The following is a 16,295-nucleotide window of genomic DNA, read 5'->3' as shown; positions in this document are numbered from 1 at the left end:
TGATTAATTTATTCTTTGTTACATACTTCTGTTTTTTCCCAGCAACTTACTTACTTATCTTGATAGTAATTACGCCAGATTGGGCTACAAACATGATTTTTGCGTAGGGGTAATTCATGAATTACCCCTAATTTCGTTATTTTTTGTGTAAGTCCTGCTTTACATAGTTTGGTTTTTTTGTGCCTACCTACTTACCAATTATCAATTACCAATTACCAGCCTCAACAGATATGTTAATTGTTTAACTAGACGTGATATTAATTATCCTTTGAAAAAAGGAAGACTAACTGTAAATGTTGTTCCTTCTCCCGCACGACTTTCTACGTTAATTTTCCCTTGGTGCAGATCCACACATTTTTTGACTATGGCCAGCCCTAAACCAGTTCCTACAATTGTACCAACGTTAGATGCTCGGTGAAAAGGTTCAAATAAATTAGCTTGATCTGCTTCAGGAATACCAATGCCGCGATCGCTAATTTTAAATAATATTTGATTATTGTTTTTAGTCAAACTAAAATTAACCAAATTGTGAGACGGAGAATACTTAATAGCATTAGTCAGGAGATTGGTGAGAATTTGCCGTAAAATTTTTTCATCAAACTGAATAATCAGATAATTTTCCATAATTTCCTCGCCTAAATCTAAATAGAAATTAATTGTATGTTGGTTACTCGTAGTTTCGATTTCTTCTTTGAGATGACGACAGAAAGCGATAATATCTGATGCTTCTAAATGTAATTCTATTTTCTCGGATTCGGCGCGGTTAATCATCAGTACATCATCCAGTATTTGGGTTATATGCTTAATGGTGTTTTGGATGGTTTGGAAATGTTGCTCTTTTCTTTCTGCACTCAGGCGATCGCTAAATTTTTGCAAAATACCCGATGATGAAGAAATAATGGCTAAAGGTGTACGAAACTCGTGGGATGCCATTGTAATAAACCGAGATTTCAATTGGCTTAATTCTTTTTCTTTTTCTAGTGCTGCTTGTAATTCTGCTGTTCGTTCTGCCACTCTCTGTTCTAAGTCCTCATTACGTTGTGTCAGTTGTCTGAGTTCCTGGTTTTGCCGTTCTAAAGATGTAATTAAACTCTGTAAATGTAAATGCGTACGTACACGGGCTAGTAATTCTTCTTTTTGAAAGGGCTTAGTAATATAATCAACAGCACCTAGACTTAAACCTTTCACCTTATCCATAGTATCAGCCAGAGCAGTCATAAAAATTATCGGGATCGACTGCGTGCGAGGATCGGCTTGAAGTTGCTCACAAATTTCAAATCCGCTAATATCAGGCAACATAATATCTAGCAGAATTAAATTAGGCATAATATCATCAACTTTCTGTATCACATTTAGTCCATTTGCTTCCATTTTGACGTTATATCCTGCGGCACTCAAGGTATAATCCAGAAGTTTTAAATTAATAGGATTGTCGTCAACTACTAAAATAGTGCTATGGTTAGTTAAAATTTTCACAGTTTCTTCCTTATGATTGGCGATTGGTGATTAATAATTGGTAGTTGGTTATTATTCATTGTTAATTAGTAATACAGCATATTGTAGGTAAATAAGATAAAAATTTTCATCACAGAGCCTTGCACTAAAAGGGTTTTACGGCTGACCGCTAACTGCTGTTAGCTTTTCTATTTCGGGGATGCTGAATAAATGTAAAACCTAGATAAATCAAGGGATTGAGGATGATGAAAATTAAAATTGCGCCTGGTTTTAGGTGCTATGATCCTCAAAGAGCGCAGTCGAAATAAGCGTGGCGTTAGCCATACTCCTAGCCCTCACAGATAACTTTTTCAGCAAACCCTATTTCTATTTTCCAAGAGATAAACCTGCCTGTCGGCAGACATGGCCACTTATCAGCTTGTTTACTTATGGTGACAGATTTCGGTTTATATCCTGTCGGGAGAATTTCATAAGTTTTTAGCCAGCCAATTACAGGGACTTTGATTTTTCTATAGTCAATATGAATTGCCCCATCTAAGGTAAAAGAATCCTGTCTCCCTTTTTTCTTGAATTTAGGAAAGCCTTTACTTTTTTTGAAGAAGGATTTAAAGGCATCTGACAGATATCTTAATGCGTATTGAGGGGCGCATTTAGAAACTTCATAATACCAAGGAAGGGTAGATTTAATGGCTGCTACTAACCATTTATGTAAATCTATAGCTGTGGGAAATTTGATTTTGTCTTGAGGATTAAGTTTGTTATGTAATAATACCTGTTGACAAAGTGCTAAACCTTGATTCCAAGCGTGTCTGGCTACTCCTGCGTGTTGCGCCAGTAGTAGTCGTTGTTGCTTGTTAACTTTGAGTTGGGTTTTGAATCCTAGTAGCATAAAGTGAGAACTCACCGTATTATTACTAAGGAAAGGAGGCAGGAGTTCTTAATTTTGGATTTTCGATGCAAGGATTTTGGATTGTTTTTGTTATATCCAATCTAAAATCTAACATCTAAAATTTCCCGCCCACACCAATCTCTTCAGAAATAAAAACGAATTTGCTATATCAATACCTTCGCCAAAACTCTGAAACCCTATTGATATCGTAACGATTTTATTGGGTTTCAGACCTATCTTTGGAAAATTGGCATAGGTATTGCTATATATATTATATATTATTGAGGAATTTTGGTAATGTTGAAAATTTTTGCTGATCGGGGTGGCACATTTACAGATATTGTCGCTGTCACCAATAATCAAACAATAATAGATCGACTTGTAAATTGTCCAGAACGTTTTTTAATTGTTCCTTTGCCTAATCAGCAATGGATAATAGTCTATAAATTATTATCAGAAAATCCTGAACAATATGCAGATGCAGTTATTCAAGGAGTTCGGGATATTATCGGCATATCCGGTAATGAACAGATTCCCTATCAAAATATAGAAGTTGTCAAAATGGGAACAACAGTAGCTACCAATGCGCTGTTAGAAAGACATGGTGATAGGGTTGTTTTGCTCATTACCAAAGGTTTTAAAGATGCGTTAAGAATTGGCTACCAAAACCGCCCAAATATCTTTGCTCGTCAGATTATTTTACCCACTATGCTTTATGAACAGGTAATTGAGGTAGATGAAAGATATGATGCCCAAGGTAATGAATTAATACCAGTCAATATAGCACAAGTTAAACAGGATTTACAAAAAGTTTACAACACAGGAATTAGAAGTTGTGCCATTGTTTTGATGCACAGCGATCGCTATCCCCAACATGAACAACAAATAGCCCAAATTGCCGAAGAAATAGGCTTTACACAAATTTCAGTATCCCATCAAGTCAGTCCCTTAATGAAACTTGTGAGTAGAGGAGATACAACTGTTGTTGATGCTTATTTAACTCCTATCCTCCGTCGCTATGTTAACCAAGTAGCTAGTCATTTACCCAATGTCAGATTAATGTTTATGAAATCTGATGGAGGGTTAACCGATGCAGAACAATTTCAAGGTAAAGATAGTATTTTAAGTGGCCCTGCTGGTGGTATTGTTGGTGCAGTTCAAACTAGCAAAAGAGCAGGATTTGATTTAGTAATTACCTTTGATATGGGAGGAACAAGTACAGATGTTGCTCACTTTAAAGGAGAATATGAAAGACAACTAGATTTAGAAATTGCCGGTGCGCGGATGCGAGTTCCCGTATTAGCAATTAATACTATTGCTGCGGGTGGTGGTTCAATTTTATTTTTTGACGGTTCTAGTTATCGTGTCGGACCAGAATCTGCTGGATCAAATCCTGGACCCGCTTCCTATCGACGTGGAGGACCATTAACAGTCACAGATGCTAACGTCATGTTAGGGAAAATTCAACCTCAATATTTCCCCGCAGTTTTTGGTAGTGAAGGGAAATTACCCCTAGATAAAGAAATAGTAATTCAGAAGTTTACACAATTAGCTGAAGATATTGCATCTCTCACTGGAAATTATCGAACTCCCGCACAAGTAGCATCGGGTTTTATTTCTATTGCTGTCGAAAATATGGCCAATGCTATTAAAAAAATCAGCCTCCAACGTGGTTATGATGTCACTCAATATGTACTTTGTTGTTTTGGGGGTGCAGGTGGACAAGTTGCTTGTTTAATTGCTGATACTTTAGGAATGAAACAGATATTTTTACACCCTTTTGCTGGGGTACTTTCTGCTTATGGTATGGGTTTAGCTGATGTGAGAGTTACCAAATTAACAGGAGTAGAACACCCTTTAAATCAATCATTAATTCCCCACTTACAGCAATTAATGGCATCTTTAGAAGACCAATCCAGAAGGGAGTTAAACAAACAACAAGAAACGAAACTAGAAGAAGTAGTAGTTAAAAAAGTTAATTTAAAATATGAGGGTAATAATTCAATTATCACAGTAGATTTTACCTTAGATGTGGCATTCATGCAAAATAATTTTGAAAACGAACATAAATCAAGGTATGGTTTCATTCAAACAGAAAAACCCTTAATTGTTGAATCCATTTCTGTAGAAGTCATCCAAAAAATGGATACGCCTGAAGAACCTGTAATTATTCGTCAACGCCCACAACAGAAAACACCCCAACCAGTGGAAATAGTCCAAATGTTTACTGAACAAAAATGGCATGATACACCAGTTTATCTTCGGGAACATTTACAACCAGGAGATCATATAAATGGTGCTGCAATAATTGTGGAAAAAATTAGCACAATTGTCGTTGAACCGAACTGGAAAGCAATATTAACTGAGCGTAATCATTTAATTTTACAACGCCTTGTTTAGTTTTTTCGTTTTAAAAAATGTCAGGTTGTTGGTTGATTTATTTCCCAAAAGCCGCATTGTTTTATATTATTAAACGTAAAACAGGAAGGTGTATAAATCCTCTACTTCTTAAAGAAGTAGGGGATCTGGATATGAGGTTTTTTAAGGTTGACATACTTACAAAAAAAATATTTCAATCATGAACAATTGATAATTACCTCTCCCTGAAAGGAAGAGGATTTAAAAAAATGAAACAATTATCAATTATCAATTATCAATTGTCAATTGATAAGCCCATCACTCGACGATAATGAACCTCAATTTGTTCTAAAGTTGGTGATTTTCCCCGACTTACCCACTGACTACGGTTAAATAATTCTTTTCGCAATTCATCAACATTAATAGTTGTAAATTTCCCATTATCAATAATTTGTTTACCATTTACCCAAGCACTATTAACAACATTTACAGGACGACCTAATACTAATAAACCAATGGGATCTGTACGAGGAAGCAAAGATAAACTGGTTAAATCATAAAGTACTAAATCTGCTTTTTTACCCACATTTAAAGACCCCAATTTTTCATCAATCCCTAATCCTTTTGCACCACCTAAAGCAGCCATTTCTACCGCTTGACGTGGTGTAATCCAGGATTTATAATCAAAATCAGTCACGTTATGTAAAATAGAACCTATTTTAATCGCTTCTAACAAATCTTGAGAGTCATTACTAGAAGCACCATCACAACCAAAAGTTACATTTACCCCTGCTTGAATATATTTTAAAATCGGTGCAATACCGCTACCTAAACGCAGGTTACTTAACGGGTTATGAACAATAGTAGATTTGGTTTCTGCCAAAATTTGAATATCAGCATCAGTTAACCAAACGCAATGAGCTAAACTGGTTTTTTCATGCAAAAATCCAATATGATTTAAATGTTCAACCGCACTACAACCATATTTTTCTAATGCTAACTTTTCCTGGGCTTTAGTTTCCAATAAGTGCGAATGACGACAAAGATTGTAGCGATCGCTCAACTCAATACAACCCGTAAATAAAGCATCAGTACATAATTGAATTCCCGTCGGTGCAACTAAAATAGTTATACCTTCCTCTGGACGATGAAACTTAATAACAGCTTCTTCTATAATTGCTAATGTTTCCGCAGGAGAACGAAAATAAGGTTGATGATTTTCTAAAAATTTACCTTCTGGCATCCCCGCAGTTAAAGATTCATCTTGAATTAAAGGAGCAATAAAAGCCCTAATTCCTATTTCTTGATAAGCGCGAACAGCAGTAGAAATAGTTTCTAACTCTTTATCAGGAATTAACACCAAATGATCTACAACACTTGTTCCCCCAGACAGCAAAGTTTCCGCAGCCGTACCCAAGGCGCTGAGATAAACTTGTTCAATATCCAGAAGAGAAAAATCATACAAATACGCCAACCATAATTCTAAAGGTAAAGGTGGAATTATTCCCCGTTGCCACTTTTCCGAAGAATGGGTGTGGGCGTTGAAAAAACCAGGTAGCAGCAGTTTATTTTCACCGTCAATTGCAGTACCAATCACATCCAAATCTTCACCAATAGCAGCGATGATACCATTAACAACCTGAACATCTAAAGTTGTGTAACCATCTGTAACAGCAATTAAAGCTTTTTTAATAGTAAAGTTCATGATTTTCACCTTTTTTAACGTTGATTAAGCAATTGCACAATTATGATTATTTCAAGTTACAAAAGAATCAATGATCTTGGGTGCCAACAATTATGAATCTACCCTTACGAACACTAGGATTTTACCCCAACGCTTGGGAAGTCAATGAAAGCTTTGCAGATATTACTCGTCCGCAAAAAACCCCACAACCCGTTATTTTAACAACAGAAACCAAAACTGTGCGTATCGACTTGGCAAAAACCGCCATTATCATTATTGATATGCAAAACGACTTTTGTCATCCTGATGGCTGGTTAGCGCATATTGGTGTGGATGTCACCCCCGCACGTCAACCCATAGTACCTTTACAAAACTTATTACCACAATTGCGGGCTGTTAATGTGCCAATAATTTGGTTAAATTGGGGTAATAGACCAGACTTACTCAATATTAGTGCAGGTTTGCTTCATGTTTATAATCCCACCGGTGAAGGTGTAGGATTAGGTGATAGCCTACCTAAAAACGGTGCAAAGGTGCTGATGAAAGATAGCTGGGCAGCGGCGGTAGTAGAGGAATTAGAACAACTTGAGACAGATATTTGCATTGATAAATATCGCATGAGTGGGTTTTGGGATACATCCTTAGATAGTATTCTCAGAAACTTAGGAATAACGACAATATTATTTGCGGGTGTCAATGCTGATCAATGTGTTCTCACAACTTTATGTGATGCTAATTTTTTAGGATACGACTGCATTTTAGTCCAAGATTGTACAGCCACAACTTCACCAGAATATTGTTGGTTAGCAACTTTGTACAACGTTAAACAATGCTTTGGTTTTGTTACTGATTCTTCGGCAATTATAGCAGGAGTCAGTAGTCAGCATAATTTTAGATTTTAGATTTTAGATTTTGGATTTTAGATTTTGGATTTTAGATTTTGGATTGATTAATACCCAATCACCAATCACCAATCACCAATCACCAGTCACCAATCACCAATCACCAATTACCAAATATATGGTTACTACAAGTTGTGTAATTCCAGTTATCAAATCTCCCCAAGATTATCAAGCATACCGTATCAATCCCCGTGATACAAATCGGTTAGCAATTATCTTTGATTCCACAACTGCAAATACTTCCTTAACTTGTTGTGTAGAAATCTTTGATATTGGGGGACAAACTCCACCAAATCGCCATCAATGGGCAGTGGAAATGTTTTTTATTCTCAAAGGAGAAGGAGTTGCAATTTGTGATGGCAAAAAAGTACCTATCAAGGCCGGAGATAGTTTATTAGTTCCACCAAATGGCACTCATTTGATTAGAAATACAGGTAAAAATCGTCTTTACATACTAACAATTATGGTTCCTAATGAAGACTTTTCAGAACTAATTAGGAGTGGTATACCTGTAGAATTGGATGCTGAAGATATGGCGGTTTTAGGAAGATTAGATTCTTTGAAATTCGTTGAAAACTAGAATCCATATCAATACTTGTCGGTTAAGCTCAAAAAAATAAATTATGTAGGTTGGGTTAAGGAACGAAACCCAACATTTACAAGGGTTCTTTGGGTTTCACTTTGTTCAACCCAACCTACGAAAATCCTTAACCGAGCAGTATTGGAATCCATATATCCTCAAAGTCTCAGAAAAAATCAAGGATTTGGGGATATTTCAATAATGGACAATTAACAATTAAAAATTGACAATGACAAAGCGGATTTTTTTTTTGTTTTGTTCCCCTTGAAAGGGGAGGTTTTAAACCGTATGGCTAACGCCACGCTACGCTATCGGCTGACGCTCACGGCGGAAGCCTTGAATGAAACAATTATCAATTATCAATTGTCAATTGTCAATTGATAAAAAAGCTTTTCCCAGTCAATTACATTTGGTCTTGTTCCTTGATTAACTAACTCAAAAACCTGATTAGCAGCACTGGGATAAAACAAACTTTCCACACAAGCAGCAGCCACATCAATGCGACTAGCATCACCAGAAAGTTGATCACCTTTACCCAAGACTACATTTAATTTACCTTCTGTCTTTGCCTTGAGTAAAGTATTCAAATCATAAGAAGTATAAGGTCCATCAATTAACCTACCAGGGCGGATAATTGTATAGGGAATACCTGAATTAATGATAGCGTCTTCACCTTCCTTTTTCGCATCCAGCACACCAAATTTATTGAGAATATTAAAAGGAAACTGATTTTTTCTGAGAATACCACAGGAAGAAACAAACACTAATCTATTTAAAATTTTCGGTGCTGCTGCAACTAAATTTTTTACAGCTTGGGAATCAACTTTTAAAGGTGTATTTTTAGCTTTATTTTCAAGTGGTTGAGTATCAAACAAAGCTAAACCAAAATCAATGGGATTCACAGATGAATCAAACTCCCATCTAGCAGAAGGAAAAGCAGTAGTTCCCGTACAACAGATAATAGAAGTGATATTTAACATTGCTGGTGAGAGGGTATTGGGTTCGCGGATATCACCAACAAAAATTTCTACTTTGTCATTAAACATTTTTGCAGCTTTGTTTGCATCCCGTGTGAGAATGCGAACTGACAAACCTTTTTCTAAAAGTTTGCTAACTACAAGTTGTCCTACACCACCAGTTGCACCCGGAACTAATATTAAATCTGCCATGAAAGTTTTTATGTTGTTAGTTATGTTTAAAAAAACTGATTTATATTATATACCAATCTTCAATGAGATGTGTTAAATTAACGTAAGTATTCAGCTGTCGGTTTCCATCAGCAGCAGGTTAAAAAACATAAATACCAGTTTGTAAATGTACAACAGCGAGCGATCGCAATTTGTCCATCTGGCAAAATCACACCCCCAGCGATAATCTGCTTTAATGGCGGTTTTTCTGGTTCAATTAACCAAAATGTTGGCAGTTGAGTTTACATAACTGACACTATAATTACACTATTTTATTGCCAATATGGCTTTCCTCCGCAGTTGGTTTTAATTAATATAATCGAGTAATACGTTCAAGGCTTTGCTTTCATGACAATATAATTATCCTGTTAATTGGATATGAAATACCATCACAAAGGAGCAATAGTCAAACTTGGTGAAAAATTATACGGAATAACCAATTAACAGCGTGAAAGATGTAACCAAAGACATATAGTAAAAATTGTCAACATGACCATAGCGATCGCCTTGTAGATATGGCAGTAATTACAATCTAGAAGTTAATGTATCAGGAATGTACTTCTATGAGCAGAAAAACCAATAAAATTTGTAAACAATCAGGAGTGATTCCATATCGTGTCCGAGATGGAAAAGTAGAAGTTTTATTAATCACTAATCGTAAACGGCAAAGTTGGGTAATTCCCAAAGGAGGAGTTTGCAAAGGGATGACTCCACCTGATTCAGCAGCTAAAGAAGCTTGGGAAGAAGCAGGGGTTATTGGTCGGGTAAATACTGAAAAAATCGGTGCTTATAAATATAGTAAACGTGGTAATATTTACCGGGTTCATTTATTTTGGTTGCCAGTAGATCAAGTATTAGAAGACTGGCCAGAAGCATCTCAAAGAGAAAGGATATGGTTAGATATTAATCACGCTGCCATGATAGTCAAAGAAAATTCTCTTAAAAGAATTTTGCAAACTTCAAAAGAGCAAGTCAAAGTTTAATATTTATTTAACATTTTTATCATGATTATAGAGACGTTTCATTAAACGTCTCTATATTTGTTATCTCTAAACTATGGATGACAAGTTAACTTTGACAATTATATAGTTGTAATCCAAGTCTCCCCCATTTGGTAAATCTTCAAAGCCAAAGGTGTTATCTCCCAAAAGTCGAACATGATCTACACGACCAGGGTTAGCACCTAAGAATGTAAAATAAACTTCTGGGTCATTGAATGGTTATTCTTTAGTAGCAAATAACCAAAGGTTTAGTGAAGAAACCCATAAAGAATTAGCGCGTGTTGTCGCTAGTTTAGAAGGAAGAATTAAGGGCGATAAACCATACTGAACATGAACGAATATCGAGAGAAGCCAGAAATGCTATAGCTCAACTTTCTACTGATGGGCAATTTCTGGATCATGTGCGGGAAATTATTAGATTTTTTAAATCAGCTTAAAACAGGGAGCGGGGAACAGGGAACAGGAAATAAGACAAGGAGCAGGGAGCGGGGAGCAAGGGGGATAAATCTTCTCCCCTGCACCCTGCCCCCTTCCCCTCACAAGGGTAGGTATTTTACATTGTCGTGAGGGCAAGACTTGGAGGACAAGGCAGACAAGGTGACAAGGGAGGAAATACGTACCAATAATGTACAATTGGTAACAAAAACTGAGGCTAAACAGACCTTGTACTGAGCGAAGCCGAAGTACATTTTTTGTAGAAAATCTTCCTTGTCTACAATACCTCCTTGTCTTCCAGGTCCTGCCTTAATAGATAATATTAAAAACCTACCCCTGTGAGGAGGGCCCCCTTCCCCCCTGCTTCTTCTGCCTCCTGACTCCTGACTCCTTGATCTCCTGACTAACTATCTAGACGCAACTTGAGGTTCTGCCCAAACCTGTCTATCTCTTGTCCCAAAAGTCACAGGTTGATCACCGTCGTTGCTGACATTGATAGTTTTGCCATCACTGGCAACTTGTACCAAAGGCCAATTTTCTTCCCCTAGTTCACCCGCACGGAATAGCACGTGATCAGGTTGTTTTTTACTCCACCCTAACAAGATTGCTATTTTCTCATGCTCATCTTCTCCTTGGGCAGGAGCAACGGTTTGAGTATGATTTTCTTGCCGTTCCCAAATTACTGCATGATCTGTCAGGTCTGCTGTGTTGAACATACCTACAAATTTGCGGGCTAAAAAGCGATCGCCTTTTTCGGACCAACTAACCGGAACTAATACCCCTATTTTCCCTTGGGTATCAGCTTGATCTGAAATCTGTTGATCTAACAGGGGATCGCCAACAGCAGCAGTTTTTGACATCACCCGCAGTCTCTTGGTTTGCCGATCTTCGATAAACAACAAGCTGGTAACTCGGCTGTTGTGCATTTCCGGTTGTATTTCCAGTTGCACTCGGCTATAAACCGCATACCTACCATCAGGAGAAACCACTGGTATACTGCGATAGTGCCGCACTCCAGAACCCCCTTTACCACCTATAGCTTCTTGAGTCATCATGATCCATTTCCAAGGAATTGGATGAGGACTATTTATGGGATCATCTGGTACTGTATCGTACTGCTGTTGCTGTTCATTTACAGGTATTTCCATCATTGTGGATGGCTGTGGTTCTCTAATATTTGATGTGCTTGCAGATGTTTTTAATACCTCATTCTCTAAACTCGCACGTTCTAAAGAATTTACCTCACCCTGTAAAGCCTGGCTCTTAACATCTTTTAATTTTTGAATTAAATCTCTCTGACTAGTAGGTATTTTTGCTAAGTTTTCCTGTTTTACTACCGCTAAAATATCGCTGACAGGTAAATTACTATTTGAGTGCTGATTTTGTTGTCCTGCCCCAGAATTAATTTTATCAGCCTGTAATACTTGTTTTGCTTGACTCACAGGCTTATTTACTGATCCAAAGTTCCCAAATTTTGCTTCCAAGGAGTTGACTTTACCTATCTTTAAATCATTTTTCCCAGCTATAGCCGTTACCTGGGAATTTGAATCAGATTGGCCAATTCCTGTACTAATCTTTCCTACTTTTAAATGTGATTGTTTCGCTATGCTAGAGTGAATTGATACACCTACCAAGGGAGCAATTAATATAACAACGATAACGTACTTAAAAAATGGTTGTACGCGGAACCATCCTGACAGCAAAAGGGATTTCAGCATGATTGGACTCTCTAAGGGGCAGTGGCTGTGTGAGGAGCAATGTCTATGCAGGAAGAGAAAAAGCTATGATTATATGTATAACAACAAACTAGAATCTCTAACGAGATTATCTGGATAAATTTTGCATCACTTTACAAAAGTTTTCTAATCATCAATTAACCCCTTTACATTCTTTAAATAACTTAGTTTTTTTAGGTGAATATAATCACAGAGAATACCGACGTTAATCATTTTCGGATTCTCTAAATAAGTATTTATATCTAAAAACTGCCTATATTTAGGTAGACCACAATATAGGTATAACCAAATATAGGAGTTTCCGACAGGATATAAACTACGCTGTTAGGTGACTAATTCTAGTGCCTAAATTCATTTATTCTGATAAAAATGTTTTAGCAAGAGCTAATCCATTCCTTCAGGTTTATAAGGAAATCAAGTGAGCCAAAACTACCGAGATAAAGTATCGGAGCAAGGCATTGATACTTTATCGTACTAAGGAACAGTGGATGTAGGCGAACGGATTGCCCCTTCATGGGCAGGTAATCAACCTGTATAAAAACATAACTGCCTAACGGCAATCGATACCTTGACAACTGAAGATTGGTGGGTTCTATTCCATAGTTCTAGTTCCTTGCTAGGAATAGGTAAAATCTACCCTTCGGGAAGCCGCTTCGCGTCTACATGGGAGCTAGACTTGTGTTGAGCGCACTTGTACTGAGCGACTTGTACTGAGCGACTTGTACTGAGCGACTTGTACTGAGCCTGTCCTGAGCCTGTCCTGAGCCTGTCCTGAGCCTGTCCTGAGCCTGTCCTGAGCGGTGTCGAAGGGCGGTGTCGAAGGGCGGTGTCGAAGGGCGGTGTCGAAGGGCGGTGTCGAAGGGCGGTGTCGAAGGGCGGTGTCGAAGGGCGGTGTCGAAGGGCGGTGTCGAAGGGCGGTGTCGAAGTAAGTCGAAGTAAGTCGAAGTAAGTCGAAGTAAGTCGAAGTAAGTCGAAACACGACACAGAATTTAAACTCAAACAAAATTTGGAATCATCCAACTAGGAAAGGGCATTCCCTAAGTAACGCTTGAGGAGAGAACCACCTCTGGATTAGAAACTGCAAGGGATCTAGTCTAAGTGGACTCGTTGAATCAAGAATATCCGCTCCTTTAGGACTCAGAGTGTCAAGTCTAAAACTGATTTATTCCTTTAAAATTTTGGCAAAGTCGGGTCAACATCAAAAACCTCACCTTTATCTCTACCAAATTCAGCAGTTACAAATTAGCTTGCAATCAATTGACCCTCCCCGCCTTAAAAAGACGGGGATTCTTGTTTCAATGAGCAACCGTGCCCAAACTTGTTACCAAATCTGGGTAGAGGGTCATCTCTCCACAAGCGTTAACCCTGAGCGCAGTCGAAGGGTAAAAGTTTCCGTCCGCCCGACGGTACTTAAATCATAGCCTGTCTGTTTTAGTGCCTTCGCCAAAATATTGATTGCAGCGTTGTGGTCACGATCAAGAATGCACCCACAGTTACAAACAATCCAAAACCGTAGGCACTTGTTACGAATGAACTGGCTTATCCGTATAGCTTCATCAATTCTTTGATGTTGCTGTTTTGTGCCTTTGGCTTTGAACTCGAAAACAATCATGTTTATTACCAGTTCGACCTACTCCAAAAATAGCATTATTTAGGGGAACTGTCAATCCCTAAGCAAATAAGTCAGGATCATAATAGCCCCACGCATGGGCAGTGCATTCACCTACATCCACCGCCTAAAGTACGATAAAGTATCGGAACTTGGTGGAGATACTTTATCGGGCGTGGTTTTGGCTCACTCGATTTTCTTATAAGCTGGGTGAGTAGATGCTTAATTGTCCTGCCATGAGACAATACAAAAGATTAGAACCTGTAAACAGCAGATACAATCAGTGATTGATCTTGGTTAACCTGCTGGTTGGGTCGTTGTATTTTATTCAGGAACTTTTTGTAGCACCTATAATAAACATTCTACCATTAAATAGCGAAAATTAATGTACTCAAAGCAAAATTGCTTTGCGTCTTTTTCACGGTTATTGTGATTTAGTCCATTGTGGGCTGTCAGTTGTCAGTGAATCGTGACGCATTTAATATTAACTAGTAAATCCTAGCTAAAAACTCGCAACAAATTAATAATGAAAGTTGTATTTTTTGGTACTCCCCAGTTTGCTGTTCCCACTCTAGAAAAATTACTGAATAATCCAGATATTGAAGTTTTAGCAGTTGTCACTCAACCGGATAAACGACGAGAACGTGGGAATAAACTAACACCTTCTCCTGTCAAAACACTTGCTAATGCTCACAATCTCCCAGTATGGCAACCTGAGAAAGTTAAAAAAGATGGGGAAACTTTAAACCAACTACAACAATTAGATGCGGATGCGTTTGTTGTTGTTGCTTATGGACAAATTTTGTCTAAGAAAATCTTAAATATGCCAAAATTGGGTTGTATCAATGTACATGGTTCGATTTTACCCCAATATCGAGGGGCTGCTCCTATTCAGTGGTGTATCTATAACGGTGAAAAAGAAACTGGTATCACAACCATGTTAATGGATGTGGGCATGGATACAGGAGATATGCTATTAAAAGCAAATACACCAATTGGTTTACTGGAGAATGCCCAAGTTTTAGCCGATAAATTAGCGGTTATAGGTGCAGATTTATTGCTGGAAACTTTATTAAAATGGGAACGCCAGGAAATTACACCTATTCCCCAGGATGATTCTCTGGCCAATTATGCATCATTGATTCAAAAAGAAGACTATAGCCTAGACTGGTCAAAAAGTGCCATTAAATTACATAATCAAATTAGAGGCTTTTATCCTAACTGCGTCACAACTTTTCGCAATCAACCTTTGAGAATTACTGCTACAGTTCCTCTTAAACGTGCTTATATTCAAGAACTCCCAGAACAATTACGAGATAAAATACACAATTTACCAGATTTGTCAACTGTATCTACCCAACCTGGCGAAGTAGTAAACATTGCCAAAGGTATAGGAGCAATTGTTCAAACTGGGGAAGGGTTGTTATGGTTAAGAGAAGTTCAACCAACTGGTAAACGTCTCCAGTCAGGATGGGACTTTGTTAATGGTACTCGTTTAACCATAGGGGAGGTAATGGGTAATTGGTAATGGGTAATTGGTAATTGGGAAGAATAAACTTTTGCCTCTTGCCTTCTTACTGTCACCTGTCACCTGTCATCTGTCACCTGAACTTTCATAGAACCGACAAGACTCACAAGGACCATCTGGGTTGACTGCACAGCGGATGATTTCTGAATGAGCATTGTAATCACAACTAGCATCACCTATAACCCAACGTCCAGCTACTAAACTTTTTTCTGATGGTCGTTTAGCTTTTTGGACATAAATAGCGATATTATGTAGGCGGTAGCGTCCTGCTTTCAACTGATACCTATGACGACGCTCTAATACTGCATAGGTTTTACCTTCAAAATCAACATAGTTCCCTGGTTGGGGTGTCCAATCAAGTTGTAATCTACCAAGAGACTGACGCGGGTTTGTTAAAATCAACTCAGTTGGTAAAGAGTCTGGTTCCATAATCAGTTTATGTGATGGGATTTACATTATTAAAAATGGTATCGTAATCGGTGAATTAACCTCTACCATAGGTGACTAGGGCTGGATTATGATTAATGATTTACTATATTTTTGAGCAATTTGCATCTTAATAAAAAATTTAACAATTTCTTTTGAAGTGTAACAGAGATAGATAGCGACGCACAATTCCTACTTTACTATAATTATTTCTCCTGACTCCTTTAAGGGCGAAGCATTCGGGCGATAAATTGTCAATTTGTATCACAGGTTATTTTCCGAATGCTTCGCCCCTACGTAGCCCCTACGACTCCTTGATCTCCTGAGATAAAATTTTGATCTTACTCTACAGTAATATTACATAAAATAAGTCAAAAAAACATAACATATTTGATGATTACTAGAAAATTGTAGCGCATTTAATTTTGTGTAATTTTGTATCTAATTAGTTAATACTTCTTAACAAATTGATGGAACTTGAGAGTTACCAGCGACCAATTTATAG

General features: G+C 37.6%; 12 protein-coding genes and 3 pseudogenes. 6 read left to right on the top strand and 9 right to left on the bottom strand.

The genetic code is table 11. The features are described 5' to 3' along the window. Nucleotides 1-261 precede the first annotated feature (261 nt). Both H6F45_RS27320 and H6F45_RS08675 read right to left on the bottom strand, forming a co-directional pair. Entirely contained in the window at nt 262-1,476 is a 1,215-nt protein-coding gene (locus tag H6F45_RS27320; RefSeq protein ID WP_137667070.1) for a hybrid sensor histidine kinase/response regulator, read from the bottom strand. Between the two features lie 307 nt (nt 1,477-1,783). Beyond that, on the bottom strand, nt 1,784-2,344 hold the full coding sequence (locus H6F45_RS08675) for a helix-turn-helix domain-containing protein (RefSeq protein WP_242027357.1): 561 nt from the start codon (nt 2,342-2,344) through the stop codon (nt 1,784-1,786). A gap of 297 nt (nt 2,345-2,641) precedes the next feature. On the opposite strand from H6F45_RS08675, the gene H6F45_RS08670 reads away from it, so the two are divergent. Next, nucleotides 2,642-4,744 (top strand): hydantoinase/oxoprolinase family protein, encoded by a 2,103-nt coding sequence (locus H6F45_RS08670; protein ID WP_190346956.1) that lies wholly within the window; start codon nt 2,642-2,644, stop codon nt 4,742-4,744. 253 nt (nt 4,745-4,997) lie between these two features. Here the strand turns inward: H6F45_RS08670 and H6F45_RS08665 are convergent, their stop codons facing one another. After that, on the bottom strand, nt 4,998-6,407 hold the full coding sequence (locus H6F45_RS08665; protein ID WP_190346955.1) for an amidohydrolase: 1,410 nt from the start codon (nt 6,405-6,407) through the stop codon (nt 4,998-5,000). Between the two features lie 92 nt (nt 6,408-6,499). On the opposite strand from H6F45_RS08665, the gene H6F45_RS08660 reads away from it, so the two are divergent. Continuing rightward, nucleotides 6,500-7,288 carry a cysteine hydrolase family protein gene (locus H6F45_RS08660; protein WP_096566437.1) on the top strand — a complete coding sequence of 263 codons (789 nt, stop codon included), beginning with the start codon at nt 6,500-6,502 and terminating at the stop codon, nt 7,286-7,288. 118 nt (nt 7,289-7,406) lie between these two features. Then, nucleotides 7,407-7,868 (top strand): cupin domain-containing protein, encoded by a 462-nt coding sequence (locus tag H6F45_RS08655; protein WP_096572601.1) that lies wholly within the window; start codon nt 7,407-7,409, stop codon nt 7,866-7,868. 359 nt (nt 7,869-8,227) lie between these two features. On the opposite strand, the gene H6F45_RS08650 is transcribed toward H6F45_RS08655, so the two are convergent. Beyond that, on the bottom strand, nt 8,228-9,037 hold the full coding sequence (locus H6F45_RS08650) for an SDR family oxidoreductase (protein WP_137666881.1): 810 nt from the start codon (nt 9,035-9,037) through the stop codon (nt 8,228-8,230). 581 nt (nt 9,038-9,618) lie between these two features. On the opposite strand from H6F45_RS08650, the gene H6F45_RS08645 reads away from it, so the two are divergent. Next, nucleotides 9,619-10,038, top strand: a complete 420-nt coding sequence (locus H6F45_RS08645; protein ID WP_137666882.1) for an NUDIX hydrolase — start codon at nt 9,619-9,621, stop codon at nt 10,036-10,038. A gap of 66 nt (nt 10,039-10,104) precedes the next feature. Here the strand turns inward: H6F45_RS08645 and H6F45_RS26470 are convergent. Then, nucleotides 10,105-10,254, bottom strand: a pseudogene (locus H6F45_RS26470) (DUF4114 domain-containing protein); the annotation flags it as partial. 22 nt (nt 10,255-10,276) lie between these two features. On the opposite strand from H6F45_RS26470, the pseudogene H6F45_RS08635 reads away from it, so the two are divergent. Further along, nucleotides 10,277-10,493, top strand: a pseudogene (locus H6F45_RS08635) (hypothetical protein); the annotation flags it as partial. Between the two features lie 405 nt (nt 10,494-10,898). On the opposite strand, the gene H6F45_RS08630 reads toward H6F45_RS08635, so the two are convergent. Both H6F45_RS08630 and H6F45_RS26465 read right to left on the bottom strand, forming a co-directional pair. Next, nucleotides 10,899-12,209, bottom strand: a complete 1,311-nt coding sequence (locus tag H6F45_RS08630) for a hypothetical protein (protein ID WP_137666885.1) — start codon at nt 12,207-12,209, stop codon at nt 10,899-10,901. A 1,519-nt stretch (nt 12,210-13,728) separates the two neighbouring features. Then, nucleotides 13,729-13,839 (bottom strand): annotated as a pseudogene (locus tag H6F45_RS26465) (RNA-guided endonuclease TnpB family protein); the annotation flags it as partial. Nucleotides 13,840-14,362: 523 nt separating this feature from the next. Here H6F45_RS26465 and fmt point away from each other — a divergent pair. Then, on the top strand, nt 14,363-15,364 hold the full coding sequence (gene fmt / locus H6F45_RS08625) for a methionyl-tRNA formyltransferase (RefSeq protein WP_190346954.1): 1,002 nt from the start codon (nt 14,363-14,365) through the stop codon (nt 15,362-15,364). Between the two features lie 66 nt (nt 15,365-15,430). On the opposite strand, the gene H6F45_RS08620 is transcribed toward fmt, so the two are convergent. Both H6F45_RS08620 and H6F45_RS26975 read right to left on the bottom strand, forming a co-directional pair. After that, nucleotides 15,431-15,793: a DUF6464 family protein gene (locus H6F45_RS08620; protein WP_096566423.1), complete on the bottom strand. Its 363-nt coding sequence runs from the start codon at nt 15,791-15,793 to the stop codon at nt 15,431-15,433. A gap of 139 nt (nt 15,794-15,932) precedes the next feature. Continuing rightward, the gene (locus H6F45_RS26975; RefSeq protein ID WP_277876968.1) at nt 15,933-16,058 is read right to left on the bottom strand and encodes a hypothetical protein; all 126 of its coding nucleotides are present in this window, start codon (nt 16,056-16,058) and stop codon (nt 15,933-15,935) included. Nucleotides 16,059-16,295: the final 237 nt, after the last annotated feature.

The sequence above is a fragment of the Sphaerospermopsis sp. FACHB-1194 genome, from assembly GCF_014696235.1.
Taxonomy (GTDB): domain Bacteria; phylum Cyanobacteriota; class Cyanobacteriia; order Cyanobacteriales; family Nostocaceae; genus Sphaerospermopsis; species Sphaerospermopsis kisseleviana.
The sequence above is the reverse complement of the archived record's forward strand: the minus strand, read 5'-3'. Positions and strand labels throughout refer to the sequence as shown.

Excerpts from the sequence above, each read along its gene's own strand:
- H6F45_RS08645 (WP_137666882.1), top strand. The coding sequence starts at position 9,619 with ATGAGCAGAAAAACCAATAAAATTTGTAAACAATCAGGAGTGATTCCA.
- H6F45_RS08665 (WP_190346955.1), bottom strand. The coding sequence starts at position 6,407 with ATGAACTTTACTATTAAAAAAGCTTTAATTGCTGTTACAGATGGTTAC.
- H6F45_RS08675 (WP_242027357.1), bottom strand. The coding sequence starts at position 2,344 with ATGCTACTAGGATTCAAAACCCAACTCAAAGTTAACAAGCAACAACGA.
- H6F45_RS08660 (WP_096566437.1), top strand. The coding sequence starts at position 6,500 with ATGAATCTACCCTTACGAACACTAGGATTTTACCCCAACGCTTGGGAA.
- fmt (WP_190346954.1), top strand. The coding sequence starts at position 14,363 with ATGAAAGTTGTATTTTTTGGTACTCCCCAGTTTGCTGTTCCCACTCTA.
- H6F45_RS08670 (WP_190346956.1), top strand. The coding sequence starts at position 2,642 with ATGTTGAAAATTTTTGCTGATCGGGGTGGCACATTTACAGATATTGTC.
- H6F45_RS08630 (WP_137666885.1), bottom strand. The coding sequence starts at position 12,209 with ATGCTGAAATCCCTTTTGCTGTCAGGATGGTTCCGCGTACAACCATTT.
- H6F45_RS08655 (WP_096572601.1), top strand. The coding sequence starts at position 7,407 with ATGGTTACTACAAGTTGTGTAATTCCAGTTATCAAATCTCCCCAAGAT.
- H6F45_RS08620 (WP_096566423.1), bottom strand. The coding sequence starts at position 15,793 with ATGGAACCAGACTCTTTACCAACTGAGTTGATTTTAACAAACCCGCGT.
- H6F45_RS08650 (WP_137666881.1), bottom strand. The coding sequence starts at position 9,037 with ATGGCAGATTTAATATTAGTTCCGGGTGCAACTGGTGGTGTAGGACAA.